Below are 25,788 nucleotides of genomic sequence, written 5' to 3' on the forward strand. Positions count from 1 at the left end.
CAGCCCGGTTTTTTTACGACATAGACAGGTGCCCCATGACCACGATAGAAGACGAATTGATTATCGGCCTCGTGTCGATCTCGGACCGCGCCAGCGGCGGCGTGTATGAAGACCTGGGCATCCCGGCCCTGGAAAGCTGGCTGTCCGCCGCCATCCGCACGCCGTTCCGCCTGGAAAAACGCCTGATCCCGGACGAGCGCTCGCAAATTGAAAACACCCTGATCGACATGGTCGACCTGAACCACTGCCATCTGATCCTGACGACGGGCGGCACGGGTCCCGCACGGCGCGACGTCACGCCGGACGCCACGCTCAGCGTGGGCACCAAGGAAATGCCCGGTTTCGGCGAACAGATGCGCCAGATCAGTCTGCAATTCGTGCCGACGGCGATCCTGTCGCGCCAGGTGGCCGTGATCCGCGAGACACCCGAGCGCGCTTGCCTGATCATGAACTTGCCGGGCCAGCCGAAAGCCATCAAGGAAACCCTGGAGGGCTTGAAGGATGTTGATGGAAATCAATTGGTGAACGGCATCTTTGCCGCCGTGCCGTATTGTATCGATCTCATCGGCGGTCCCTACATGGAAACCGACCCGGCCATCTGCAAGGCCTTCCGTCCCAAATCGGCGCTGCGTCCGGCGCAACCTTTACCTGAGGAAAATACATGAGCACCTTGCTGGAAACCATAGAACTCGACAGCGCACCGAACCCCACCGTTTCCATCATCTGGATGCACGGCCTGGGCGCCGACGGCAACGACTTCGTGCCCTTGGTCAAAGAGCTCGATTTGCGCGGCTGCCCCGCCATCCGCTTCATTTTCCCCAGCGCCGGCACCATGCCCGTCACCATCAACAACGGTTATGTGATGCGCGCCTGGTACGACATCCTCGTGAACGACCTCGTGCGCCGCGAAGATGAGGCCGGCTTGCGCGCCTCGCAGGCGCAGATCGAAGCGCTGATCGCGCGCGAAAAGGCGCGCGGCATTCCCGCCAGCCGCATCATCCTGGCCGGCTTCTCGCAAGGCTGCGCCATGACCTTGCAGACGGGCTTGCGCCACGCGGAACCGCTGGCCGGCCTGATGTGCCTGTCCGGCTATCTGCCCCTGGCCGACAAGACGGCTCTTGAACGCACGCCGGCAAGCCTGCAGACGCCGGTCTTCATGGCGCACGGCACGGCCGACCCCGTGGTGCCGATCGGCCGCGCGCAGCAGTCGCGCGACTTGCTCACCGGCATGGGTTACAAGGTGGAATGGCACGAGTACATGATGCAGCACTCGCTGTGCCAGGAAGAGATCGACGCCATCGGCGCGTGGCTGAAAAAAGTATTGGCTTAAAATAAAACAGGCGCGGTGTGCGCCACACCTGTTGTCAAACGGAACGCCGGGAACGATCAGTTCGCCGGCGTTTTTGCATTCCAGATTTTCAGCATGTCGGGCGACGCTTCCGAGCGGATGCCGTTGTCCGTCAGCACCGATTCCGTCGCGGCCAGCATCTCCTTGCGGGGCACGACGACCATTTCCGCATCGCGCTGCTGGAAGCGGAACGTCAGCAATTCATCGGTCTGGTCGCGCAGCAAGGCCACCAGGTGCGCCAGGCTGCGCACGCGCACGCCATTGACGGAATCGACGACCGAGAAGAAACGGGTGCTGTAGCCATTCATCAGCTTGTGCGGGAAGAACGGCGCGGCGATCACCACCAGCTCTTCGCGCTCGCTGTCGGGCGCATCGCCGCGCCGCGTGGCCAGCGGATTGCCGGCAAACGCCATGCCGCCCAGCATTGCCGGGTTGCCATTCGGCGCCGCCATGAATTCCGTGGTGGCGCGCGAAAACACCATCGGGCCGAAGATGAAATACGACGGATAACTGCCCTGCAGACCGCTGATGAGCATCGGGTGCGCCGCCGAGACGGGCACCTTGATTTTCAGGGGCGCACCCTGGCGCACCACCGTCAATGGCAATTGCCCGTCTTTCGCCAACTGCTGCACCCGGTACTGGAAGCGCACGCGGCTGTTGGCATTCAGCTTGACCATGCCCTGGTTATCGACCGGAAAATCGCCGATGTGCGTGATGACATCCCACTCCTTGAGCGGATAGGCGGCATCCTTGCTGGCCGGCGTCATCACGACGGCGCCCTCGACACCCTTGGCCAGTTTCAAATACGTGCGCAGCGCGGGATTTTCCAGCGTTTGCGTCACATCGCGCATGGCCGGCTTGCCCTTGGGCGCGCCGCCTTCCTGGTCGCGCAGGAACAGCTCGATTTCCTCGTTGGGGATGATGTAGCCGATGTTTTGCGCATTGAGCATGCCGGCAAAGGCCAGGCCGATCATCTTGTCACCGGCAATCACGGGGCCGCCGCTATTGCCCGGGTTGATGGCCGCATCGATCTGGATGCGCAGGCCGGAGACGGGGAAACTGTAACGCACGAATTCGATGCGCGAGACGATGCCCTTGGTGATCGACAGCGAGGTGCCGCCCGTCGGATAGCCATACGCCAGCACGGCATCGCGCACGTCCGGCAAGACGTTCGCGCGCGGCACCGCCTTGTGGCTGGCGAAAAAACTGTCGTCGTCGATCTTCAGCAAGGCCAGGTCCATGCCGCGCGAGATGGCCAGCACGGTCGCCGGTATCTTGTCGCCGGCGCCATTCGCCTGGATCTGCACCTGGCTGGCATAGCCGACCACGTGCGCATTGGTGAGGATGCGGCGGCCTTCGATGACGACGCCGGAGCCCGTCACTTCCTGCGGCGCGGCCTTGCTCCAGGGTTTATACGGGTCCGGCCCGCGCAGGGTGGAAAACACCTTGACGACGGAATTTTCCAGTGCAGAAGCGCTGGCGTTCGCCGTAGCGGCGGTCTCGGCGGCAAGCGCGCGCAGCGTCATCAAGGGGGAAAAAGAAAGGGCCAGCGCCAGGAAGGCGCGGCCCATCAGGGTGATGCACGGACGAGTTTTCATTGAGCTTTTTGGCAATGGAAGGGAAGCAAAATTATATATTGAATAATTGCAACTTCATTACACTTTGTCCATCTTTGCCCGAAGAACTATTCTAATCGGGCAAAGGCGTGACGCCCAAGGCCGGCACGGCCGTCTGCGCGCCATTCATCACCATGGCCAGGAAGGTGTAATAGCCATTGATGCCCATCAAGTCCACCACGCCGTGCTCGCCGAACAGCGCCAGCGTCCGTGCATACGTGGCATCGCTGACGCGCTTGTTCTGCTGCAGCTCGATGCAGAAGTCATGCACGGCTTGCTCGTCTTCCTTCAGGGCAAGCGGTATGCGCCGCGCGGCGATGGCGTCCACGGCCGCTTGCGCGATACCGTTCTGCACGGCCAGCGGCGCGTGGATGGCCCACTCGACTTGCTGGTCCCACTGGCGCGCCGTCACCAGGATCGCCAGCTCCGACAGGCGCGTGCCGATGGCGCTGCGGTAGCGCAAATACTCTCCCATGCGCTGCGCCGTTTCCATCAGCTCGGGACTGCGGATCAGCGGCACGAAGGGGCCGTACAGGGCCCCGCGCGGGCCGTCGATGATGGCTTGCGCGGCAGCGCGCTGCTGCGGGTCCAGCCGGTCCAGCGGCAGCGCGGGCAAACGGTCGATATTGCTACCGGCCATCAGGCCGTCCAGGCGACGACGTCCTGCTGCTGCTCGCCCAGGCCGGCGATGCCCAGACGCAGGCTGTCGCCTTTTTTGAGGAAGCGCTGCGGCTTGCGGCCCTGGCCCACGCCCGGCGGCGTGCCCGTGGCGATGACGTCGCCCGGTTCCAGGGTCATGAATTGCGACAGGTAGCTGATGATCTGCGCGACAGTAAAAATCATGGTTTGCGTATTGCCCGTCTGCATGCGCTTGCCGTTGACTTCCAGGTACAGGTCCAGATCCTGCTCATCGATGACTTCATCGCGCGTCACCAGCCACGGGCCGACAGGACCGAAGGTGTCGCAGCCCTTGCCTTTATCCCACTGGCCGCCCCGTTCCAGCTGGAACGAGCGCTCGGAAATGTCGTTGACGACGCAGTAACCGGCCACGTATTTCAGCGCGTCTTCTTCGCTCACGTATTGCGCGCGCGTGCCGATGATCACGCCCAGCTCCACTTCCCAGTCCGTCTTTTTCGAGCCTTTCGGCAGCACGACATTGTCGTCCGGGCCGTTCAGGCAAGTGATTGCCTTCATGAAGACGATCGGCTCGGCCGGGATCGGCATGCCCGATTCGGCCGCGTGGTCCGCGTAGTTCAGGCCGATGCCGATGAACTTGCCGACCTTGGCCAGCGGCACGCCGAAGCGCGGGTTGCCGCGCACGAGGGGCAAGGTCTTTTCGTCGAGCTTGGCCAGCTTGCGCAGGGCCTTGTCGGACAGTTGTGCGCCGTCAATATCGGCAATCACGCCGGACAGGTCGCGCAGTTTGCCTTCTTCATCGATCAGGCCCGGTTTTTCCTTGCCTGGACGTCCATAACGAACGAGTTTCATAGTCTTCCTTGGAGTTGATCATTGCCGCTGTGCAGGCTGGCATTTTACCGGATGGCCCGGCACGCCTGTAGCGGTTGATGAAAAACATCGCAAGTCCCGGCAGTTGCAAGGCCGCCAGCACGCCAAACGCCACCTGATACGCCTGCGGCGGGTACTGCTGCAAGCTGTTCAGGGGCCAGCAGCCGAGGATCAGGCCAAAGCCCGCCTGCACCAGGAAGGCGCCCGTAAAAATGAGCAGATTCAAACAGGTGGCCGCCCTGCCCGTCAAGCTGGCCGGCATGCTTTGCGCGACGATCGCGTATTCGAGGCCCGTCACCGTGCCCAGCAAGGTAAACAGCACGGACAGCAAAGGCAGGCCGGGCACGACATTGCAGGCCATCGCCACTTGCACGGCGACAAACAGGACGATGCCGGCGGCCGCCACCTGCATGGGTGCGATACCGCGCCGCCCTGCCCATTCCGTCAGCATGCCCATGCCGATGGCGCCGAAGATGACGGCCGCCATGCCCAGGTACAGCAGATACGCCACGCTGTCATCGGACAAGCCGCCCACGTCGGCCAGCCAGCGCCCCACCCACAAGCCCTGCACGCCAAAGAACACCGTGTGCGGCAGCAGGATCAGCGCGATGGTGCGGCGAAAGCCGGGATCGCGGTACACGCTCCAGACGCTGACCTTGCTCGCCTTGTGCATGCCTGCGGCACGCGCGGGCATGGCCGGCGACAGCAGGCGGATCAGCAAGCCGATGGCCAGCGCCGCCAGCGCCAGGCCCAGGAACACGCCGCGCCAGTCCGTGTAATGCAGGGCCAGCTTGACGGGCATGGTGGCCGTGGCCGCGCCCAGGCCGCCCACGGCGATCAGGTAACCGTGCACGGACGGCAGGCGCGCCGGCGCGATGGCGCACGAGATCGCTTTCACGGCGGCCATGAAACAGCCGCCCAGCCCCGCCCCCATCAGGGCACGCGCCCACATCAGCTCGGCAAAGCTGTGGCCCCGGCTGAACAGCCACACGCCCAGGGCCGCCAGCGCCAGCAGCCACAGTTGCACCGTGCGGGGGCCGTAGCGGTCGAGCGCCATGCCGACTGGTAATTGCACCAGCGCAAAGGCGAGGAAAAAGGCGCTGGTCAGCAGGCCCAGCTGCGCTGGCGTCAGGGCGATGGCGTCCAGCAATTCCGCCGTCAGCACGGCATTCACGCCGCGCAGCAGGCACGACAGGTAATGCCCAAGCGCAAACGGCAGGAATACGAGACAAAACACGGCCAGACCGGAGCGGGCAGGCGCACCGGCGGCAGGCATGCTCAGGCAGCCTGCGCCAGGCGGATGATTTTATGCGGCAACTGCGGCACAGGGTCATCCATCTCGAAGAAGAATTTATCGTGGCCAAAAGCAGGCTTCAAATCGTCCATCCACGTCGCTTCCGCATCGAACTTCGCATAAAACGGCCGGCGCACCCAGTCCGGGTTGCGCGCCTGCAAAAATTGCAGGGCAAACAGTTTTTCGCCATTGATGGTGACGACGCCGTCGATGACGATCTTGCCGGGAAAGGCGCTCATGGACGGTCCCCGCACCGTGCGCGACAGGCCCGACACCATCTGGTAGGCAGCCTGGAAAATCTCGTGCGCCTTCGCCAGCGGCAACTCGAAATAGCCGCGCGGGCCCGTGTCGCGTTCGACAAACAGGTAATACGGAATCGCTCCCAGGCGCGTACCCGTCTGCCACAGCTCGGCCCAGCTTGCCGGATCTTCGTTGATATGGCGGATCAGCGGCCCCTGCATGCGCAAGGTGGCGCCCGTGGACACGATGCGTTTCACGGCTTGCTGCGCGATGTCCTGGCGCAGCTCGACGGCATGGCTGTAATGGCCCATCACGGCCAGGTTCTTGCCCGCCTTGACGATGCGCTCAAACAGGCGCATCAAGTCATCCGCGTCGCGGTCCGAGACAAAGCGCTGCGGCCAATACGCCACCGCCTTGGTGCCGATGCGGATGTTCTGGATATGTTCCAGGCCCGGCGCCAGCAGCGGCTCCAGGTAGGCGGCCAGTTGCCGCGTGTTCATGATCATCGGATCGCCGCCCGTGATCAGCACGTCCGTCACTTCCGGATGCAGTTTCAGGTAGGCGGCCAGCTCATGCGACTCGCGCGCATCGAACTTCATGTCGTCCATGCCGACGAACTGGGGCCAGCGAAAACAGAAAGTGCAATACGCGTGGCAGGTCTGGCCCGCGCTGGGAAAAAACAGCACCGTTTGCGCATACTTATGCTGCAGGCCGCGCACGGGCGCATCGTTGACCCTCGGCACGTTATGCGTCATTTGTCCGGCAGGATGGGGATTCATTCCCAGGCGCAAGCCATGCACATAGGCGTCGATGGCCGCCTTGTCGCGCCGCACCAGCACCAGGTCGCGCAGGTGCGCATACTGCTCTGGCGGCAGCATGTCGCGGTGGGGAAAGACGAGGCGGTAGATGGGATCGTCAGGGATATTGTTCCAGTCGATCAACTGATCGAGCACATATTCATTGGTGCGAAACGGCAAGACGTGCGAGACCACTTGCACGGCTTCGCGCTGCTCTTCCGGCAGCCATTCCCACTGCCGCGCCTGTTGAATGGTTTGCCGCGTATATGGCTTGAACTTGGGTGAAAACGGCTCGGTAATGAGTGCGGACACGATCGGCTCCTTGCCTGTAAATAGCGACAACTTTCATGAAGTCGGCCGTATAGCGGCCAATTTCAGCCTCTTCCTCCCCCATGCCAGTCCACCTCGGCATGCTATGAAAGTCATCATAGTTCTTGCCACTCGGAATTAAATTGCTACATATCAACAAGCCTCTCGATACGTTGCACGCTGCCTACAAGCAACACCTTAGTTTGTTCCATCGCAATTTGACGGCACCGTCGGCGACGTAAATTACGACCTGGCAACACATCCCTCGATATCACAAGGAGCTTTCATGAAACGCATATTCACGGGTAGCCTGCTGTGCCTGGCATTTGCAGGCGGCAGCGTCAACGCCGCGCTCGAACCAACGGAGAAAGACGCCATCGCCATGGCCGAACGGGGCGCCGCCTTCATGAAGGCGCATGGCAAGGAAGAAATGATGAAGAAAATCACGGCGAAAGATCCCGACTTCGTGCAGGGTTCGCTGTATGTGGACATGCGCGACATCAAGACCGGCATCGTGCTGGCCCACCCCATCAATCCTTCCATCGTGGGCAAGGACTTGACGGATGTGCCGGATGCGAACGGCAAGAAATATCGGCGTGAAATCATCGAGCTGGCGCAAAAGCAGGGCAAGGGCTGGGTCGATTATCAGTACAAGAATCCCACCAGCGGCAAGATCGAGCCGAAGACCACGTACATTCTGCGCGTCAACGATGTGGTGCTGGAAGCGGGCATCTACAAAAAATAGGGCAGGGGCGGCGCGCGCGCGCAGCGCGCCGCCTGCGCGTTGAACAGCCATAGCCAGGAGTCAAGCATGCTCAATCAATTACGCATCGGACCAAAATTGTTGCTGGCGCCCACCCTGGTCTTGCTGCTGCTGATACTCAGCTCGACCGGCGCCTGGTATGGCATGGTACGGCAAAATGCCTCGCTGGAAAACATGGTGCTGGTACGCATCGCGCATTTGAAAGCGGCCGCCGACGTCGTCGGCGACGCCAAGCATGTGCATGGCAATATGTACCAGTTGCTGTCGTGGACGAATGGCAGCTTCGCCAAGGCTCGCCTCGATGCGCTAGAGCAACAGATCAAGGCGCGCCACGCAGCCATCGGCGCCCAGCTGGCCACCTTGCGTTCCACGGCCACGGGCGCCGAGCGCACCCTGGTCGATGCGGCCATCGCGGCCCTGGCCGGCTATCGCAAGGCCGTGCTGGAAACCATGGAAATGGCGCAGATGGACCAGTCGATCGCCACCAATTCCATGCTCAAGGCGGAAACCCAATTCGTCCAGTTCAATACGCAGCTGGCGCAGCTGTCGGCCCTGGAAACAAAGCTCAGCAGCCAGGCCCATGCGACGGCCAGCGCCGAGTTCCGTAGCCTGGGCTGGAGCCTGCTGCTGACCGTCCTGCTGTCCATCCTCGTCTCCATCGTGGTGACCATGCTGGTACGCCGCGCCATGCTGGTGGAAATCCGCGGCATTGCCGACGCCGTGCAAGACCTGGCGGCAGGCAAGCTGATGGCCGGCGCCCCCAAGCCGGGCAATGACGAAATCGCCGCCACCTCGCGCGTGCTGGACCAGACCATCGCCCACCTGAACCAGACCTTGCGCACCATCATGGGCGCCGTGCAATCGATCGACACGGCCTCGCGCGAAATAGCCACCGGCAATCTGGACTTGTCGGCGCGCACGGAAATGCAAGCCAGTTCGCTGGAAGAAACGTCGAGCGCCATGGAAACCTTGACGGAAGCCGTCAACAACAATGCGGACAACGCCCAGCTGGCCTGCGAGCTGGCGGGGCAAGCGTCCACCCTGGCCGTGCAAGGGGGCACGTCGATGCAGCAGGCGGTGGCGACGATGGCGACGATACGGGCCAATTCGCGCCAGATCGTGGATATTATCGGCGTGATCGACGGTATTTCCTTCCAAACCAATATCCTTGCGCTGAACGCCGCGGTGGAGGCGGCGCGCGCGGGCGAACAAGGCCGCGGCTTTGCCGTCGTGGCGTCGGAAGTGCGCACCCTGGCGCAGCGCTCGGCGCAGGCGGCCAAGGAAATCAAGACCCTGATCGCCACCTCCGTCACCACCATCGACGGCGGCAGCGTGGCCGTGCAGCAGGCGGGCGACAGCATGGGCGCCATCGTGGCCTCGGTGCAGCAAGTCAACGAGATCATCCAGCGCGTGAAAGAGGCCAGCGCCGAGCAGGCGTCGGGCATCACGGAAGTGAACCTGGCCGTGGCGCAGATGGATGACGTCACGCAGCAAAACGCGGCCCTGGTGGAGCAGGCGGCAGCGGCGGCGGCCAGCCTGCAGGACCAGGCCGTCAAACTGTCGGCGGCGGTCAGCGTGTTCACCCTGGATCCAGCCGCGCCGGCCACGCCCGCCGGCGCCGAAGACGACGCCTTTCAAGACCCCGCCAGGATGCCCGCCCGGGAACGGCGCGCGCTGCACAGTCCGCTGCGCGGCATGCCCGGCATGCGTGGCGCCAAGGATGCGCCCCCGCGCCGGCGCGGGCAGGAAGGTAACTAGATGACGGGCGCGCGCATCGGTTTGCTCAGATAAGCGGAGCCGGCCAGCACGAAACGCCACGGCGTCTCCATCGCCCTGGAAATGCCGATGCGCGGTCCCGCCTGTACAGCAACCTCGTCCTCGCGCGCCAGCAGCATGAAGGGCGGCGCATCGAGCGCCAGCCGGTTCTGCAGATGGCTCACACCGAGCGCCTGGCACACCTTGCCCGGTCCCGAGCACAGCAGCCGCGCATCCTCGACGCCGCGCCGTTCGCGCATGGCATCGAGTCCCACGAGCGGTTCGATGGCGCGGATCAGCACGCCCGCGCCATGCCCCGCTTCGCGGCACACAAAGTTCAGGCACCAGTGGATGCCGTACGAGCGGTAGACATAGGCGTGCGCGGGCGGGCCGAACATGGCCGCATTGCGCGGCGTCATGCCGCCATACGTGTGCGAAGCCGGGTCCAGCCGGTCATACGCTTCCGTTTCCACGATGCGCCCGCCCACGCCGTCGACCAGCACGGTCACGCCGATCAGCTGGCGCGCCACGCTGCTGGAATCGTCCGCAAAGTCGATACCCGCGAGGATTTTTTTCATCCGGCAATTGTACCGCCGCGCTGTCCGCCGCACGCCTCACCCCCGCCTTGAAAACAAATAAAACTTAAGCTTTTTATCACGGATATCGGGATGGGCAGCGTCGTAAAATGACGAAAATGGCGGCCGGACCAGGCCAAAACGGGGATTTTTGCGACAATATATTGCAGATATGAACTATTGCCATGCATAAACAGCGATAATCGTCGGGCACTGCGCCAGACGCTCATGAGGCGGGCAGCGGCAGCGCGCGACAGAATAAGCACCGGACACAAAAATGATGATGAAAGCGTGATGATGAGAGCGGCAGCGCAAAAGCAGGTAGTGCAGGAAGATCCGGTTGACGCCTTGATGCGTTCCATCCGTATCCCGCCGCGTCCCAGCCTGCTGGTCGACCTGCAGCGCGAACTGGCGGAAGACGACCCGTCGCCGCGCCGCATCGCGCGCATCATCGCCGACGACGTCGGCATGTCGGGCGCCCTGCTGAAACTGGCGAATTCACCGTTCTATGGCGCCGCGCGCAAGGCCAAATCCGTCGAGCAAGGCATCAACTTTCTCGGTATCAACCAGTGCAGCGCCATGATGACGGGCTTGCTGGCGCGCCAGGCGCTGGAGGCGGAAGGCGTGGAACTGACCAATTTCTGGGATGTGTCGGCCAAGCGCGCGCGCGCCCTGGTATTTACCTCGCGCAAGCTGCGCATCGCCCCGCCCGACATCGCGCATACCTTCGGCCTGTTCTGCGACATCGGCGTGCCCCTGTTGATGAACCGCTTCCCCGACTATGTCAAGACGTACGCGGCGGCGGCCAACGATGCGCACAATTGTTTTACGACACTGGAAGACGCGCGCCACCAGACCAACCATGCGGCCATCGGCTGCTTGCTGGCGCGCAACTGGGGCCTGTCCTCCGACGTCTCCTGGGCGATTTTGCACCACCACGACTACACGGTGCTGGCCGACCCGTCCACGGACGACGCCATCCGCTCGCTCGTCGCCCTGTCGCTGCTGGCCGAAAAGGGCATTCAGCGCTACCATGGCAACAGTACTTCGCTCGAGTGGGACAAGGGCGGCGAACTTGCTTGCCAGCATCTTGGCCTGTCGCAGGAAGAAGCCGCCGACCTGCTCGACGAGCTGCACGAGATGTTCGATACCGACCATTGAGGTATCAGGCGGCCGCGTCCGCCTGTATGATCCGTCCCGGCGCCTGGCAGAGTCCTGGCGCCCGTTTCCGTTTGCCTGACCCGTATTTCTTAACCTCTTGATCGCCATGCCCAAAAATAAGCGCCCTGTCCCCCGTAAATCCGCCAACACGCCCGAAGACAAGGACGAGTCCGTCACACGCATGCTGTGCACGATGGCGCTGAACCTGGCGGAGCAGGAAGACAGCGAATCGCAGGGCACGGTGCTGGCCGAGCAAGCCGTCGAGTTCGGCCGCCTGATCCGTAAGGCCCTGAATCAAAAGAAGGATGAAATCCTGTACGACGCCATCGAGCGTGCCAAGTACGAGGACGTGGGCGCCTACCAGTACCTGCGCAGCCATATCGAGGAAGCGGCTGCCGTTTCCGTGATCCGCCGCGAGAATGCCCCGGCCATGGAAATCAACGCCTTCGTCGTGCCCCTGCTGGTGCAAAGCACGGGCGGCCTGCGGGAAGCGGACAGTTTCCAGGACCAGGACGCGTTCGAAGCGCTGGTGAAGAGTTTCCAGCAGGCGCAACTGGAAAGCGCCAAGGCCAAGGTGGTCCTGATGAGCCATGCCTACGACCTCAACGAGATCGACCGCATCACCTACAGCCACCTGCACGACATGGTGCGCGATGCCTATTCGTCGATGACGGACAAGAAAATCGTCGCCACGCCGGGTCTGGAAAGCAGCATCGTCGGCTGGAGCGAGACGGCTTTCGGCCCGCAGGACACGGCCGTCGAACTGCGCTTCCTGCTGGGCTTTGCCTTGAAGCGCGTGGACGACCCGTTCTATGCGGAACCGAAGGATGAAGCGGCGCTCGACGCCTGGTTCGATGCGCGCATGGCCCGCTACCAGCAGTGGACGACGGAAGTGGGCGACCTGGTGAAACGCTGCCTGGCGCCGGCCGGCAGTACCCTGGAAGTGAGTTTTCTGTACCAGGATCTGTTCCACGGTGGCAAGGAACAAGGCATGAGCGAGTATGCGATGCTGCAGATGATGTCCGGCATCAATCATGCACTGGCGGAAAACAAGGTGGACGCGGGCGACGTCTCGGTGGTCGTCGGCCCGGCCGATGAGCATGGCGAAATGCTGCTGCGCGTCAACGTCAGCACGGCGGGCGGCCAGTTGCTGCACAGCGCAGACAAGCCGCTGGACCTGGCCGCCGACCTGCAGGACGAAGTCGACGACATCTGCGACGCGCTGGCCACCATCGGCGTCACCAACTTGTCCGTGGCGCTGAAATTCGATGCCAAGGGACAACCACTGGAAGCGCAGCCGTACGCGCCGGCGTAAGGCCGGCGACACGATCAGCGCGCGGCCGGCTCCGGCTGGTCACGCAGCGACAGCCACGCCTGCAGTTTCTGCGCATACGCCAAGGTATAGGCGGGGCTGCTCGACGGCAAGCTGACGATGCGGTAACGCTGCGCATGGTCGCCCAGCACCTTGATGCCCAGCTTGGCGGCCGTGCCGCCGTTGAAGGCGATCGTCTGCAACTGCGGCAGGCTGGCGGCCAACGCCACCAGGTCGTTATCGTCGCGGAAGCGGATATTGCTGTCCAGGCTGCCCGTGCGCTGCGCCTGCGCCACCACGTCCCACAAGCCCACGCCATGCGCCAGCACGCTGGCCAGACGCTCTTCATAGGGCAGGCTCTTCAACTCCACGCCCAGCACTTCGCCCAACAGCATCCAGAACCTGTTTTGCGGGTGCGCATAGTACTGGCTGTGCGCCAGCGATTTTTCGCCAGGCAGGCTGCCCAGTATCAATAAGCGCGTGCCGGCGTCGACGACGGGATCGAAACAGCGCTTGCGCGCATCGGCAGCAGGGTCCGGCAAGAGGGCTGGGCGATTCAAATGAGAGGTCCGGAAGGCAAGATGGAGGGCCATTTTACCCGGCCACGCGACGGTGTAGAATTCCCGCACCACCTTCCCGCACAAGAGACCGCCCATGCGCACCATCGACACCCTGCTGGCCCAGTATGGCGAAAGCCACCGCAACCACGTCAATGAATGGGTGCACATCGTGTGCGTGCCACTGATCGTTTTCAGCCTGCTGGGGCTGCTGTGGAGCGTGCATCCCAGCGTGGCGCTGCTCGGCAGTATTCTGGCCTTATACTATTACTACAAGCTGTCGCGCCCGTTTGCTGCGGGCATGCTGGCAATGCTGGCCGCCATGCTGGGCCTGCTGCTGCTCATGCCGCCGCTGACCATCCTGCCCGTGTCGCTGGCGCTGTTCGTGCTGGCCTGGATAGGCCAGTTCATCGGCCACCAGATCGAAGGCAAGAAACCGTCGTTTCTCGACGATGTGCGCTTTTTGCTGGTGGGTCCGCTGTTCGTGCTGGGATTTTTGTACCGGCGCCTGCGGCTGGCGTATTGAGCGGCAAGCGGTTACGCGGGACCGGTAACAGATTTTTACTATTCGCAACTAGTTATCTGCGACAAGTGTCCTTATGATAAGTCATCATCTGCCGGTCGACGCAATCGGCAACCAACTTTTGTCCAAGGGAGTCCTACATGAAAGCACCAATTATTGCAGTGGCATTACTCGCCACCCTGGCCGGCTGTGCCGTACAACCGAACTCGGCGAATGTGTACAACGCGCGCCAGGCGCAGAACGAACAGTCGGTTCGCATGGGCACGGTTGAATCCGTCCGCCAGGTAACCATCGACAAGGGCGAAACGGGCACGGGCGTGCTGGCTGGCGCGGCGCTGGGCGGCGTGGCCGGCTCGACCGTCGGAGGCGGCAAGGGCGCCATCGCGGCCAGCATCCTCGGCGCGGTCGCCGGCGGCATGGCCGGCAAGAGCATCGAAGCGAACGCCTCGAACAAACCTGGCCTGGAAATCACCGTGCGCCTGGACAATGGCGACATGCGCGCCATCGTGCAGGACGCGGACGAGCTGTTCCGTCCGGGCGAGCGCGTGCGCCTGCTGTCGGATGGCCGCAAGACCCGCGTCACCCACTGATCTGCTTGCCGGCGCACGGGCTTCAACCAAAGGCGCCGGCAGCCATCAGCAAGGCCGAGGGCGACATGCCCTCGTGCAGCCAGATGGCCATCAAGGTTGCCACGACAACATACACAAGCACGCTCCATACTTTGATCTGCAGTGAGGCTGGCATGGCGGTTCCCCTTCAAAGATGCAATTTGGAAAATATTTACTTGATATTAAAGTAAATATTTTCATAAATTCAACATTCTCCAGAAGCACTGCGCTGGCTCAATGCCGGAGTGTCTGCTGACGGCTCATCGGGCAAGCTCGACCAAGACTCGCCATCCCCGCGCGATGCCCGTATACTTGCGCGATGTCCTCTCCTCTCCTGTTCATCATTGCCTGCCTGATCTGGGGCTCCACCTTCTGGGCCATCACCTTGCAACTGGGCGACGTCGCCCCCGCCGTTTCCGTGGTCTACCGCTTCGGCCTGGCGTCCGCCACCCTGTTCGCCTGGTGCGCGCTGCGCGGCGACCGCCTGCGCCTGCCCTGGCGCGCGCAAAAATGGATGCTGCTGCAGGGCCTGGCCTCGTTTGCCCTCAGCTATGTGTGTACTTACAGCTCGGAACAATACCTGGTGTCGGCCCTCGTCAGCGTGCTGTTCGCGTTGATGGTGTTCTGGACGCCCTTGCTCAACCGCATCGCCTTCGGCACGCCGATCACCTGGAGCACCTGTTGCGCGGCGTTCGTCGCCATCTGCGGCATCGTGCTGCTGTTTTACCAGTCCATCGGCGCGGCGCTGCACGATATGCTCGGCGGCGGCAATGGCCATTTTCTGCTCGGCTTCATGCTGGCCCTGGTGGCCACCGTGTCGAGCACGGTGGGCAATGCCCTCGTCATGAAAGTGCGCGAACAGTCCGGCAACGTGATGCTGACGATGGCGTGGACCATGCTGTGGGGTACCTTGATGGTCGCCGCCTGGGCCATCGCCACGGGCCAGTCCTGGCAATTGCCTACGCGCACGAGTTACTGGATGGGATTGCTGTATCTGGCCCTCTTCGGCTCGGTGATCGCCTTCAGCGCGTATTTCACTTTAATCGCGCGCATCGGCACGCAAAAGACCGTGTATATCGGCGTCGTCACGCCCGTCATTTCCGTGCTGCTGTCGGTGCAGTTCGAACATTACCGGCCCGCCCCCATCGAATGGGTAGGCATGGTGCTATGCCTGTCCAGCGTGGCCTGGGCCCTGACGTCGGGCGCGCGCAAGACGAGTAGCATTGCTTCCCTTTCCACCACTCCCTCAACAAAGGCAACATGAGCACCTCTTCCTCCCTCGCCATCCGTCCCGCGACCGCATCCGACGTGGGCGCCATCTTCGGCATGATCCACGAACTGGCCGTGTTTGAAAAACTCGAACACATGATGATCGCCAAGGAATCCATGCTGCACGACAGCCTGTTCGGCACACACCCCGCGTGCGAGGCGCTGGTGGGCGAGGAAGACGGCACGGTCGTAACCTTCGCCCTGTTCTTCCACAATTTTTCCACCTTCCTGTGCCGCAAGGGGCTGTACCTGGAAGACCTGTATGTGAAGCAATCGGTGCGCGGCAAGGGCTATGGCAAGCAGATGCTCGTGGCGCTGGCGCAACTGGCCGTCGAACGCGATTGCGGCCGCTTCGAATGGTCGGTGCTGGACTGGAATGACAACGCGATCAACTTCTACCAGGGCATGGGCGCGGACGTGATGCCGGACTGGCGCATCTGCCGCGTGGCTGGCGATGCCTTGACGCAATTGTCGGCGGGCACGCCAAAAGCGGCCTGATTGGAATTGTAGCGAGGGCACTGACAATGCAAGTTCCCAAAAAAATCCCCGCGGGCTAGCGGCACCGCGGGGTGAACCCATTGTCAAGTGGGAGGGGGAGAATGCAATCAACGGTTATCAATATAAACGCTACGACTGGTCACCGCGCCGACCTTTACATTTGCTTACCGGGCCTTACATTTGACTTAAATCCGCCAGGCAGGTGCCAGGTGTCGCTTGGATGACACTGATTATTTCCGTGGTTCAATCAATGTGCCGTGCAAGCCGATATGTTGTTGCGTAACGCCACTGCCACCCTGCGCATTTTTATAGATTTGGTACACTGTCAGGCAGGCAATGCAGCCAGCAACCACGGCAAAAATGACCATGCGACGCTCCTTGAGTATGCTTGATGGGATCAGGGCTCGCGGCTGATGACGTCCAGGCGAGCAGGGAAGATTCAGTGTGGCATCTTCGACGTTGGGGGCATTGCGCAATGTCAAACGCGCCAATGTGACGGGGTCAAGGCGTTTGATATGACGCAACGTGGCGGCATTCCGCTCACACAAAATGAACGCATCATTCCGCAACTGGGAGCCACATCATGAATGTCTCTGCCAAACCGCTCGTCATGAAAATCTACCGCGCCTACCTGCGTTCCCGCCTGGAACGCTACACGCGCGACTTGCAAGCCATCGCCGAACAGCGCGAGAACGACTTCCAGGCCGAACGCATCCTGCACCAGGCCGTCGTCTCGGTGCGCTCCAAACTGCACTCGCTGTAACCGTGATGCCGTCAGTGCTGCCGGCCGGCAACGGCCCAGCGCTCCACCAGCTCGAACAGGCCTTGCGTCAGCAGGGCCAGCACGGCTGCGGGGATCGCGCCGGCCAGCAGCATGTCGTTGTCGTTCAGGGCCAGGCCGATGGTGATGCGTTCGCCGTAGCCGCCCGCGCCGATGAAGGCGGCGATGGTGGCCGTGCCCACGCTCATCACGGCCGCCGTTTTCACGCCCGCCAGCATGACGGGCAAGGCCAGCGGCAAGTCCACGTGCAACAGGCGGTCGCGCCGGCTCAGGCCCAGCGCCAGCGCCGCCATGCGCAAGCCTTGCGGCACCTGCAAGATGCCCGTGCACGTATTGCGCACGATGGGCAGCAAGGCATACACGAATAGCGCCACCAGCGCCGGCGCCAATCCGATCATGCCCAGCACGGGTATCAATATCGCCAGCAGGGCCAGCGACGGCACCGTCTGCAGCACGCCGACGAAGGCCAGCACCGCTTGCCGCAGCGGCGCCGAAAACGCCGCCAGCACGCCCAGCGGAATGCCGATCAGGCAGGCCAGGGCCACCGACAGCAGCACCAGGGTCAGGTGCTGGCGCGTCAGGGTCCACAGATCGTCGCCGAGGATTTTATCGAGCAGGCCGCTGCGCGCGGCGGCCGGTTTGTTTGCCCGCGTGCCGGACGCCAGCCACTGCCGCGCCACGCCGGCAAAGCTCTTGCCGTCGATTTCCACGGCTGCATTCATGGCGATCATGTCGCCCTCGCTGATGCGCCCCTGCAGCCCCTGCAAGGCTTGCCAGGCGGCGGGAAAGCGCCGCGGCACGTCGAGCCGGTACAGCAGCATGGCATCGTAGCGGGGAAAGTACTGCTGCGTGTCGGCCAGCACGCGCAAGCCGTACTGGCGGATCTTCGCGTCCGTCGAATAGATGTCGATCACGTCCACCTGGCGCTGCGCCAGCGCTTCATACGCAATGCCGTGATCGAGTCCGCGCGGGCGCTGCGGCAAGCCATAGCGCGCGGCCAGGCCCGGCCAGCCATCGACCCTGCCGATGAATTCATGCGACAGGCCGAATTTCAAGGCCGGGTGCTGCGCCAGCTGCGCCAGGCTGGCGATGGATTGTTCATCGCCGCGCATGGCCAGCGCATACGTATTGTTAAAGCCCAGCGGCACGGCCACGCCCAGCCCCAGCGCGGCCAGCTCGCGCCGCATCTGATCCAGATCAATCTGTTTGCCGTGCTTGAGGATTTCGCTGGCGATGGTGCCCATGTACTCGGCATACACGTCGATGCTGCCCGCCTGCAGCGCGGCCAGCACGATGGCCGTGTTGCCCAGTCCCTGGCGGTGTTCGGCCTTCACGTGCGGCGCGGCACTTTGCTGGATGATCTCTCCGAGGATGTACGATTCCGTGAAACGCTTCGAACCCACCTTCAGGGTGCCGCCGTCCATGGCAAGGGAGGACATGGGCGCGGCGGCGAAGACAAGTAACAACAGCAAGTAAAACGGCAAATAAGCAGCACGCACGCGGCGCTCCAGGGCGGATGATCAATCCGGCAAGCTTACCACCGGCGTGCGCCAGACACCGCCATGCACCACGCCCGCGCACGGGTTCAGGCCCAGCGCATATGCCAGGTCGGCCGGGCGCGCGATGCGCCACAGGGCGAAATCGGCGCGCTTGCCCACCGCCAGGCTGCCCGTTTCCTGCTGCAGGCCCAGCGCGCGCGCCGCGTGGCACGTGGCACCGGCCAGCGCTTCCTGCGGCGTCAGCCGCCACAGGGTGCACGCCATGTTCATCGCCAGCAGCAATGACGTCATGGGCGAGGTGCCCGGGTTGCAATCGGTGGATACGGCCATCGGCACGCCCGCCGCGCGCAAGGCCGCGACAGGCGGCGGCTGCGTCTCGCGCAAAAAGTAATATGCGCCCGGCAGCAGCACGGCCACCGTGCCGTGTTTTGCCATGGCGGCGACGCCCTCCTGCGACAGGAATTCCAAATGGTCGGCCGACAGGCCGCCGTAGCGGGCCACCAGCGCCGCGCCGCCCAGGTCCGACAGCTGCTCCGCATGCAGTTTTACAGGTAAACCCAGGCCTTGCGCCGCGTCAAACATGCGCTGCGTTTGCGCCGGCGTAAAGCCGATGCGCTCGCAGAACGCGTCGACGGCGTCAACCAGGCCATCGCCGGCCAGCCGGGGCAGCATCTGCGCGCACAGCAGGTCGATATAAGAGTCGGCCTGGCCCGCGTATTCGGGCGGCAGCGCGTGCGCGCCGAGGAAGGTGGTGCGCACGGTGACCGGCAGCTCTTGACCGATGCGGCGTGCCACGCGCAGCATCTTCGCCTCGCTGTCCGCCGTCAGGCCATAACCGGACTTGATTTCCAGCGTGGTCACGCCCTCGGCCAGCAGCGCCAGCACGCGGGGCAGGCTTTGCCGCAGCAATTCGTCGTCGCTGGCCGCACGCGTGGCGCGCACGGTGGACATGATGCCGCCGCCAGCGCGGCTGATGTCTTCATAGCTGGCGCCATTCAGGCGCGCCTCGAATTCGTCGCTGCGGTTGCCCGCGTGGACGATGTGCGTATGGCAGTCGATCAGGCCGGGCGTCAGCCAGCAGCCCTGGCCGTCAATCAGCACCGCACCGCTGGCCGGCAGCTCGTCGCCGGGGCCGAACCAGGCGATGCGGCCATCCTTGACGGCGATGGCCGCGTCCAGCAGTTCGCCATAGCCGTGTTCCATGGTGGCCAGGTGGACGTTGTGGATGACCATGTCCCAGTCTTGCATCGCTTTTCTCTCCTAGATGAACAGGTCGACGCGGAACACGGCCGTGCGCTGCAAGGCGTCGAGACGCCATTCCTGCGCATCGTCGGCGTCCAGCAGCAGCGCGTCATGGCGGGCCAGCGCAAACTGCTGGTCGCTTGCGCGCGCCAGCACGTGGCCTTCGCCGGCGACGAACAGCAAGGTGGCCGCGCTGCGCCGTACCAGCTTGCCCGGCGCCGTGATTTTTTCCAGCTGGTGGCGGCAGCGGTCGCGCCGCGTCATCACATTGAAATCCGTCGTCGGCCCCTTGACTTGCGCCCCCACGGCCGCCTCGCCGGGAAACCACAGCATCGGCTGCGCCGCGCTCAAAACCACCTTGCGCGTGCCGTCGAGCGTCAGCTGCACGCTGTCCCCATCGACCAGCATCAGGCTGCGGTCGATGCCGGGAAAGCTGGAAAACGGCCCGCTGGCCGTGATCGTCGCCAGGCTGATACGCCAGTCAAAATCGTCGAAACCGGCGTCCGGGGGAGAAATGGCGATTTCCATGGTGCTGCCGCCGCCGTTTTTCCACGGCGCGGCGCGCAGGTATTCCTGTGGGATGAAGGTCGCCATCAGAGCGCCCTCAGTTGCGCCAGGGTGCGCTTGTAGGCGGTGGCGATGGCATCCTGCGCCACGTGGCGTCCATCGCGCACCTGCCACTGGCCGCCGCACAGCACGTCGCGCACCAGCTTGTCGTTGCCGCAGAAGATAAAACTGCCAAGCACATCGGCGATGGGCATGCCGCTCAGGTTCACGTGCGCGTCGTCGAGCACCAGCACATCGGCGCGGCAACCCGGCGCCAGGACGCCCAGCTTGCGTCCGGCCGCCTGCGCGCCGCCCCGCAAGGCCGCCTGCCACAGATAGTCGCCCACATGCCGCTGCTCCGGCGTGGCGGCCACGTTGCGCTGCTGTCGCTGCAAGCGCTGGCCGTATTCGAGCCAGCGCAATTCTTCCACCGGCGACTGCGACACATGGCTGTCGCTGCCGACGCCGAAGCGCCCGCCGGCGGCGATGAATTCGGTCAGCGGAAACAGGCCGTCGCCCAGGTTCGCTTCCGTCGTCGGACACAGGCCCGCCACGGCGCCGCTGGCGGCCATCCGCGCCACCTCGTCGGGCTGCACGTGCGTGGCGTGCACGAGGCACCAGCGCGCATCGACGTCGATCTGGTCGTACAAATACTGCACCGGGCGCCGGCCACTGTAGTCCAGGCACTGGCGCACCTCGCCCTGCTGTTCGGCGATATGGATGTGGATAGGGCGGCCCGCGGGCAGCGCTTGCGCCACTTCGCGGATCTGCGCCACACCGGCGGCGCGCAGCGAATGGGGCGCAAAGCCCACTTCCACCTGCCCGCCGCGCTGCGGCGCCAGCGCCTCGACGATGCGCAAGACATCGTCCGCACCCGTGCGGAAGCGCGCCTGCTCGGGTTTGAGGGGCTGCTCGCCGAAGCCCGCATGGCTGTACAGCACGGGCAGCATGGTCATGCCGATGCCGCTGATGCGCGCCGCCGCCAGCACCCGCTCGGCCGTTTCGGCGGGACGCGCATACAGGGCGCCAGCCGCATCGCGCTGCAGGTAGTGGAATTCGCAGACGGACGTGTAGCCATGGCGCAGGCATTCGGCAAACAGCTGCGCGGCGATGGTCTCCATCTGTTCCGGCGTGATGTGGCGGGCGAAGCGGTACATCAAGTCGCGCCAGGTCCAGAAGCTGTCCGCGACATGATTAACCTCGTCGCCTGCAACCTCCGTCATGCCACCCAGCGCCCGCTGGAAGGCATGCGAATGCAGGTTGACCATGCCGGGCAAGACATATTCGGCCACTTCCGCGCCGGGCGGCGGCGTGGCGCCCTCCTCGACGTGGGTCAAGTCGCCGGCCGCGTCCCATTCCAGCAGCACGTCGCGGCGCCAGCCCTGCGGCAGCAGCGCGTGGCGCGCGAACAGACAGGTACTCAATGCGCCACCCATGCCACGGCCGCTTCCATCATCTGGCGCAGCAGCGGCTGCACCCGGGCCGCCAGGTCGGGCCGGTAGCCGAAAGGCGCCGATTCGTCCATGCCAGGTTCATTCATGTACAGGCACTGGCACATCTCCAGCTGGATCGCATGCACGCGCTTGTCCGCCTGGCCGTAATGGCGCGTGATATGTCCGCCCTTGAAGCGGCCGTTGAGCGCCACGGTAAACTGTTCCTGCGCGCGCGCGATATCCACCACGGCGGACGTCAGGCCCGCATCGCAGCTGGCGCCATCGGCCGTGCCGAAGTTCAGGTCGGGCAGCTTGCCGTCGAAGAAGCGCGGCACATGCGAGGCGATGGAATGGGCATCCCACAGCACCACGGCGCCATGCACGCGCAGCAGGCGGTCCAGTTCCGCGCGCAGCTGCGCATGATACGGTGCCCAGTAGCGCTGCAATCGGCGCTGCACGTCGGCCGCATCGGGTTCGCGGCCGGCCAGGTACAGCGGCTCGCGGTGAAAGGTATCGTTGGGCAGCAAGCCCGTCGTATCCTGGCCCGGGTACAGGTTCGTGTCTTCCCGCGGGCGGTTCAGGTCGATGGTGTAGCGCGACCAGCGCGCCGACAGCACGGACGCATCCATCTCCTGCAAAAAGCCGTACAGCTCGCGCAGATGCCAGTCCGTGTCGGCCTTGACCAAGGCCTGCGGCGTCATGCGCGCGGCGATATCGTCCGGTATGTCGGTGCCCACGTGGGGCATCGACACGAGCAGCGGGATGCTGCCTTCGTTGAAGCGAAAATCCATGCCTGTCTCCTTGCTCCCGCTTAAGCGTACAGCGGGGCGAACAAATTCTTGCAGGTGCTGCTCAATTCACCCTGCAGCACCATCTGCTTGGCAGCCTCGATGTCGGGCGCGAAGAAACGGTCGGCGTCGAAGAACGGCACCTTCTGGCGCAGCTGGTGGTGCACGTGTTCCAGGTGCGGCGAGGTTTTCAGCGGGCGGTGGAAATCGATGCCCTGCGCGGCGGCCAGCAGCTCGATGCCGACGATGACGGCCGTGTTGTGCGCCATGTCGTCCAGGCGGCGCCCGGCGAACGTGGCCATGCTCACGTGGTCTTCCTGGTTGGCAGAAGTCGGCAGGCTGTCGACGCTGGCCGGATGGGCCAGCGACTTGTTTTCCGACGCCAGCGCGGCGGCCGTCACGTGGGCGATCATGAAGCCGGAATTGACGCCCGGGTCGCGCACGAGGAAGGGCGGCAAGCCGGACAGCGTGGCGTCGATCAGCAGCGCGATGCGGCGCTCGGCCAGCGCGCCGATCTCGGCGATCGCCAGCGCCAGCGTGTCGGCGGCAAACGCCACCGGCTCGGCATGGAAGTTCCCGCCCGAGACGATCTCCGCCTGCCCGTTGGGACCATCCTGGAAAATCAGCGGATTATCCGTGACGGCATTGGCTTCGATCAGCAGGGTGCGGCCCACGTTGCCGATCAAATCCAGGCAGGCGCCCATGACTTGCGGCTGGCAGCGCAGGCTGTACGGGTCCTGCACGCGCTCGTCGCCTTCCAGGTGCGAAGCGCGGATGGCGCTGTTGGCCACCAGCTGGCGGTACATCTGCGCGGCCAGTATCTGCCCCGGCTGCCCCCGCACGGCGTGCACGCGCGCGTCGAACGGCGCATCGCTGCCCTTGGCCGCGTCGAGCGACAGCGCGCCCGTGACCATGGCCGCTTCCAGCAGGCGCTCGGCCATGAACAGGCCATGCAGCGCCAGCGCGTTCGACACCTGCGTGCCATTGATCAGGGCCAGGCCCTCTTTCGCCGCCAGCACGACGGGGGCGATGCCCGCCTGCGCCAGCGCCTCGGGGGCCGGCATCAATTCGCCGTTGACGCGCACGTCGCCCACGCCCAGCATGGCCAGGGTCATGTGCGACAGGGGCGCCAGGTCGCCCGAGGCGCCGACGGAGCCCTTGGCGGGAATGGCCGGCATGATGCCCGCGTTGTACAGGGCGATCAGAGTGTCGACGATCAGCGGACGCACGCCGGAAAAACCGCGCGCCAGGCTGCCGATCTTCATCAGCATGATCAGGCGCACGACGGCGTCCGACAGCAGCTCTCCCGTGCCGACGGAATGCGACAGGATCAGGTTGCGCTGCAATTGCTCCAGCTTTTCATCGGGGATGCGCGTCTTGGCGAGCAGGCCGAAACCCGTGTTGATGCCGTAGGCCGCATCGCCCTTGGCGACGATGGCTTGCACGGCGGCGGCCGACGCCTCGATGACGGGATAGGCCTCGGCGGCGAGGATCAGTTTGGCGGGTGCGGCCCAGACGGCGCGCAGGTCGCCCAGGGTCATCGCGCCCGGCTTCAGGGTCCAACTTTTGGCATGCTGTGTCATAGTCATTCGCATCAAGGTCTCAAGGAAGCATTGGAAGAATCAGGCCGTTGCGCTTGGCGCAGGCGGCCGCGGTTTCGTAGCCGGCATCGGCATGGCGCATGACGCCCGAGCCGCTGTCGTTGACCAGCACCCGGGCCAGGCGTTTCGCCGCCCCTTCCGTGCCATCGGCCACGATGACCATGCCCGCATGCTGAGAATACCCCATTCCCACGCCGCCGCCATGGTGCAGCGAGACCCAGGTGGCGCCGCCGGCCGTGTTCAGCATGGCGTTCAGCAGCGGCCAGTCGGAGACGGCGTCCGTGCCGTCCTTCATGCTTTCCGTCTCGCGGTTCGGGCTGGCGACGGAACCCGTGTCCAGGTGGTCGCGGCCGATGACGATGGGCGCCTTCAGTTCGCCCGTGCGCACCATCTCGTTGAAGGCCAGGCCGGCGATGTGGCGCTCGCCCAGTCCCAGCCAGCAGATGCGCGCCGGCAGGCCCTGGAAGGCGATGCGCTCGCGCGCCATGTCCAGCCAGTGGTGCACTTGCTTGTGGTGCGGGAACAGCTCCTTGATCTTCGCATCCGTTTTATAGATGTCTTCCGGGTCGCCCGACAGGGCCACCCAGCGGAACGGCCCCCGCCCTTCGCAGAACTGCGGGCGGATGTAGGCGGGCACGAAGCCGGGGAAGTCGAAGGCGTTCTGCACGCCCTGGTCGAACGCCACCTGGCGGATGTTGTTGCCATAGTCGACCGTATGCACGCCCATGGCGTGGAAATCGAGCATGGCCTGCACGTGGGCGGCGCAGGAATCGGCGGCGGCCACCGTCAGGCGCGCGTGGCGCTGCGGGTCCTGCTGCGCCGCCTTCCAGTCCGACACGCTCCAGCCGCGCGGCAGGTAGCCGTTGACCAGGTCGTGCGCGGACGTCTGGTCCGTCACCAGGTCCGGCACCAGGCCGCCCGCCTTGGCGCGGCGCACCAGTTCCGGCAGCACTTCGGCCGCGTTGCCCAGGAGGCCAATCGAGATGGCTTCCTTGCGTTCGGTGTGGTATTTCACCAGTTCCAGGGCTTCATCCAGGCTGGCCGCCTGCTTGTCCAGGTAGCGCGTGCGCAAACGGAAATCGATGCTGCTTTGCTGGCATTCGATGTTGAGCGAGACGGCGCCCGCCATGGTGGCGGCCAGCGGCTGCGCGCCGCCCATGCCGCCCAGGCCCGCCGTCAAGATCCAGCGCCCGCCCCAGTCGCCGCCGAAATGCTGGCGGCCCGCCTCGGCGAAGGTTTCATACGTGCCCTGCACGATGCCCTGCGTGCCGATGTAGATCCAGCTGCCGGCCGTCATCTGGCCGTACATGAACAGGCCCTGGCGATCGAGTTCGTTGAAGTGTTCCCAGTGCGCCCATTTCGGCACCAGATTGGAGTTGGCGATCAGCACGCGCGGCGCATCCGCGTGGGTCTGGAATACGCCCACCGGCTTGCCGGACTGGATCAGGAGAGTCTGGTCGTCTTCCAGTTCGCGCAGCGAGGCGAGGATCTGGTCGAAACAGGCCCAGTTGCGCGCCGCGCGGCCGATGCCGCCGTAGACGACCAGGTGCTGCGGATTTTCCGCCACTTCCGGGTCCAGGTTGTTTTGCAACATGCGGTAGGCCGCCTCGGCCTGCCAACTCTTGCAAGCCATGACCGTGCCGCGCGGCGCGCGGATGGTACGGCTGGCATCAAAGCGTGGATCGGTGTCCATTGTGCTGTTCATGCTGTCTCCTCGTAGGGTGCGAGCGGACATGCGTGGTCCGCTCTGGTACTCCCAGCATAGGT

At 64.2% G+C, this 25,788-nt stretch carries 28 protein-coding genes; 11 read left to right on the forward strand and 17 right to left on the reverse strand.

All coding sequences use genetic code 11. From position 1 onward, the window contains the following. The first annotated feature begins 35 nt into the window (after window positions 1–35). Both mog and AC07VH_RS06080 read left to right on the forward strand, forming a co-directional pair. Complete coding sequence (gene mog, locus AC07VH_RS06075) at window positions 36–665, forward strand: molybdopterin adenylyltransferase (RefSeq protein ID WP_475416564.1); 630 nt, start codon at window positions 36–38, stop codon at window positions 663–665. Then, window positions 662–1,330 carry an alpha/beta hydrolase gene (locus tag AC07VH_RS06080; RefSeq protein ID WP_494788300.1) on the forward strand — a complete coding sequence of 223 codons (669 nt, stop codon included), beginning with the start codon at window positions 662–664 and terminating at the stop codon, window positions 1,328–1,330. The genes mog and AC07VH_RS06080 overlap by 4 nt, the downstream gene beginning before the upstream one ends. A gap of 56 nt (window positions 1,331–1,386) precedes the next feature. On the opposite strand, the gene AC07VH_RS06085 is transcribed toward AC07VH_RS06080, so the two are convergent. The 5 genes from AC07VH_RS06085 to AC07VH_RS06105 all read right to left on the reverse strand — a co-directional run bounded on the left by AC07VH_RS06085 (window position 1,387) and on the right by AC07VH_RS06105 (window position 7,113). Then, on the reverse strand, window positions 1,387–2,946 hold the full coding sequence (locus tag AC07VH_RS06085) for a S1C family serine protease (protein WP_494788299.1): 1,560 nt from the start codon (window positions 2,944–2,946) through the stop codon (window positions 1,387–1,389). Between the two features lie 91 nt (window positions 2,947–3,037). Further along, window positions 3,038–3,604 carry a carboxymuconolactone decarboxylase family protein gene (locus AC07VH_RS06090; RefSeq protein WP_494788298.1) on the reverse strand — a complete coding sequence of 189 codons (567 nt, stop codon included), beginning with the start codon at window positions 3,602–3,604 and terminating at the stop codon, window positions 3,038–3,040. Then, window positions 3,604–4,452 carry a fumarylacetoacetate hydrolase family protein gene (locus tag AC07VH_RS06095; protein WP_494788297.1) on the reverse strand — a complete coding sequence of 283 codons (849 nt, stop codon included), beginning with the start codon at window positions 4,450–4,452 and terminating at the stop codon, window positions 3,604–3,606. Before AC07VH_RS06095 ends, AC07VH_RS06090 begins: the two co-directional genes overlap by 1 nt. After that, window positions 4,397–5,746 (reverse strand): MFS transporter, encoded by a 1,350-nt coding sequence (locus AC07VH_RS06100; RefSeq protein WP_494788296.1) that lies wholly within the window; start codon window positions 5,744–5,746, stop codon window positions 4,397–4,399. Before AC07VH_RS06100 ends, AC07VH_RS06095 begins: the two co-directional genes overlap by 56 nt. 2 nt (window positions 5,747–5,748) lie before the next feature. Beyond that, window positions 5,749–7,113 (reverse strand): KamA family radical SAM protein, encoded by a 1,365-nt coding sequence (locus AC07VH_RS06105; protein ID WP_489629726.1) that lies wholly within the window; start codon window positions 7,111–7,113, stop codon window positions 5,749–5,751. Between the two features lie 283 nt (window positions 7,114–7,396). Between AC07VH_RS06105 and AC07VH_RS06110 the strand changes: the two genes are divergently transcribed. Then, window positions 7,397–7,855 carry a cache domain-containing protein gene (locus tag AC07VH_RS06110; protein ID WP_494788295.1) on the forward strand — a complete coding sequence of 153 codons (459 nt, stop codon included), beginning with the start codon at window positions 7,397–7,399 and terminating at the stop codon, window positions 7,853–7,855. Window positions 7,856–7,921: 66 nt separating this feature from the next. Beyond that, entirely contained in the window at window positions 7,922–9,631 is a 1,710-nt protein-coding gene (locus AC07VH_RS06115) for a methyl-accepting chemotaxis protein (protein ID WP_475416570.1), read from the forward strand. On the opposite strand, the gene AC07VH_RS06120 is transcribed toward AC07VH_RS06115, so the two are convergent. Further along, on the reverse strand, window positions 9,628–10,206 hold the full coding sequence (locus AC07VH_RS06120; protein ID WP_475416571.1) for a DNA-3-methyladenine glycosylase: 579 nt from the start codon (window positions 10,204–10,206) through the stop codon (window positions 9,628–9,630). The genes AC07VH_RS06115 and AC07VH_RS06120 overlap by 4 nt on opposite strands. Continuing rightward, window positions 10,203–10,565 carry a hypothetical protein gene (locus AC07VH_RS06125; protein ID WP_494788330.1) on the reverse strand — a complete coding sequence of 121 codons (363 nt, stop codon included), beginning with the start codon at window positions 10,563–10,565 and terminating at the stop codon, window positions 10,203–10,205. Before AC07VH_RS06125 ends, AC07VH_RS06120 begins: the two co-directional genes overlap by 4 nt. On the opposite strand from AC07VH_RS06125, the gene AC07VH_RS06130 reads away from it, so the two are divergent. Next, window positions 10,498–11,364 (forward strand): HDOD domain-containing protein, encoded by an 867-nt coding sequence (locus tag AC07VH_RS06130; protein ID WP_489629723.1) that lies wholly within the window; start codon window positions 10,498–10,500, stop codon window positions 11,362–11,364. The genes AC07VH_RS06125 and AC07VH_RS06130 overlap by 68 nt on opposite strands. A 106-nt stretch (window positions 11,365–11,470) precedes the next feature. Further along, window positions 11,471–12,679: a hypothetical protein gene (locus tag AC07VH_RS06135; RefSeq protein WP_494788294.1), complete on the forward strand. Its 1,209-nt coding sequence runs from the start codon at window positions 11,471–11,473 to the stop codon at window positions 12,677–12,679. Between the two features lie 14 nt (window positions 12,680–12,693). Here the strand turns inward: AC07VH_RS06135 and AC07VH_RS06140 are convergent, their stop codons facing one another. After that, complete coding sequence (locus tag AC07VH_RS06140; RefSeq protein WP_494788293.1) at window positions 12,694–13,236, reverse strand: DNA-deoxyinosine glycosylase; 543 nt, start codon at window positions 13,234–13,236, stop codon at window positions 12,694–12,696. Window positions 13,237–13,330: 94 nt separating this feature from the next. Between AC07VH_RS06140 and AC07VH_RS06145 the strand changes: the two genes are divergently transcribed. Both AC07VH_RS06145 and AC07VH_RS06150 read left to right on the forward strand, forming a co-directional pair. Next, entirely contained in the window at window positions 13,331–13,759 is a 429-nt protein-coding gene (locus AC07VH_RS06145; protein WP_475416575.1) for an Mpo1 family 2-hydroxy fatty acid dioxygenase, read from the forward strand. A 137-nt stretch (window positions 13,760–13,896) separates the two neighbouring features. Beyond that, a complete protein-coding gene (locus AC07VH_RS06150; RefSeq protein WP_034780449.1) occupies window positions 13,897–14,346 on the forward strand; it encodes an outer membrane lipoprotein in 450 nt (149 codons plus the stop codon). A 22-nt stretch (window positions 14,347–14,368) separates the two neighbouring features. Here the strand turns inward: AC07VH_RS06150 and AC07VH_RS06155 are convergent, their stop codons facing one another. Then, complete coding sequence (locus AC07VH_RS06155) at window positions 14,369–14,500, reverse strand: hypothetical protein (protein WP_268993776.1); 132 nt, start codon at window positions 14,498–14,500, stop codon at window positions 14,369–14,371. Between the two features lie 183 nt (window positions 14,501–14,683). On the opposite strand from AC07VH_RS06155, the gene AC07VH_RS06160 reads away from it, so the two are divergent. Beyond that, entirely contained in the window at window positions 14,684–15,628 is a 945-nt protein-coding gene (locus AC07VH_RS06160) for a DMT family transporter (protein WP_489629717.1), read from the forward strand. After that, window positions 15,625–16,131 (forward strand): GNAT family N-acetyltransferase, encoded by a 507-nt coding sequence (locus AC07VH_RS06165; RefSeq protein ID WP_489629716.1) that lies wholly within the window; start codon window positions 15,625–15,627, stop codon window positions 16,129–16,131. Before AC07VH_RS06160 ends, AC07VH_RS06165 begins: the two co-directional genes overlap by 4 nt. Window positions 16,132–16,361: 230 nt before the next feature. Here the strand turns inward: AC07VH_RS06165 and AC07VH_RS06170 are convergent, their stop codons facing one another. After that, window positions 16,362–16,655, reverse strand: a complete 294-nt coding sequence (locus AC07VH_RS06170; protein WP_494788292.1) for a hypothetical protein — start codon at window positions 16,653–16,655, stop codon at window positions 16,362–16,364. Between the two features lie 59 nt (window positions 16,656–16,714). Here AC07VH_RS06170 and AC07VH_RS06175 point away from each other — a divergent pair, with 59 nt between their 5' ends. Then, window positions 16,715–16,894 carry a hypothetical protein gene (locus tag AC07VH_RS06175; protein ID WP_034746290.1) on the forward strand — a complete coding sequence of 60 codons (180 nt, stop codon included), beginning with the start codon at window positions 16,715–16,717 and terminating at the stop codon, window positions 16,892–16,894. Window positions 16,895–16,905: 11 nt separating this feature from the next. On the opposite strand, the gene AC07VH_RS06180 is transcribed toward AC07VH_RS06175, so the two are convergent. The 7 genes from AC07VH_RS06180 to hutU all read right to left on the reverse strand — a co-directional run bounded on the left by AC07VH_RS06180 (window position 16,906) and on the right by hutU (window position 25,726). Further along, a complete protein-coding gene (locus AC07VH_RS06180) occupies window positions 16,906–18,351 on the reverse strand; it encodes a glycine betaine ABC transporter substrate-binding protein (protein WP_494788327.1) in 1,446 nt (481 codons plus the stop codon). A gap of 81 nt (window positions 18,352–18,432) precedes the next feature. Further along, entirely contained in the window at window positions 18,433–19,659 is a 1,227-nt protein-coding gene (hutI, locus tag AC07VH_RS06185; protein WP_494788291.1) for an imidazolonepropionase, read from the reverse strand. A gap of 12 nt (window positions 19,660–19,671) precedes the next feature. After that, window positions 19,672–20,247: a HutD/Ves family protein gene (locus AC07VH_RS06190; protein ID WP_494788290.1), complete on the reverse strand. Its 576-nt coding sequence runs from the start codon at window positions 20,245–20,247 to the stop codon at window positions 19,672–19,674. Beyond that, on the reverse strand, window positions 20,247–21,635 hold the full coding sequence (locus AC07VH_RS06195; protein WP_494788289.1) for a formimidoylglutamate deiminase: 1,389 nt from the start codon (window positions 21,633–21,635) through the stop codon (window positions 20,247–20,249). Before AC07VH_RS06195 ends, AC07VH_RS06190 begins: the two co-directional genes overlap by 1 nt. Beyond that, complete coding sequence (hutG, locus tag AC07VH_RS06200) at window positions 21,620–22,423, reverse strand: N-formylglutamate deformylase (protein WP_494788288.1); 804 nt, start codon at window positions 22,421–22,423, stop codon at window positions 21,620–21,622. The genes AC07VH_RS06195 and hutG overlap by 16 nt, the downstream gene beginning before the upstream one ends. Before the next feature lie 20 nt (window positions 22,424–22,443). Continuing rightward, window positions 22,444–24,003 carry a histidine ammonia-lyase gene (gene hutH, locus AC07VH_RS06205; RefSeq protein ID WP_494788287.1) on the reverse strand — a complete coding sequence of 520 codons (1,560 nt, stop codon included), beginning with the start codon at window positions 24,001–24,003 and terminating at the stop codon, window positions 22,444–22,446. A 19-nt stretch (window positions 24,004–24,022) separates the two neighbouring features. After that, the gene (gene hutU, locus AC07VH_RS06210; RefSeq protein ID WP_494788286.1) at window positions 24,023–25,726 is read right to left on the reverse strand and encodes a urocanate hydratase; all 1,704 of its coding nucleotides are present in this window, start codon (window positions 25,724–25,726) and stop codon (window positions 24,023–24,025) included. Between the last annotated feature and the right edge of the window lie 62 nt (window positions 25,727–25,788).

It is taken from the genome of Janthinobacterium sp. GW821-FHT03C10 (assembly GCF_059420865.1).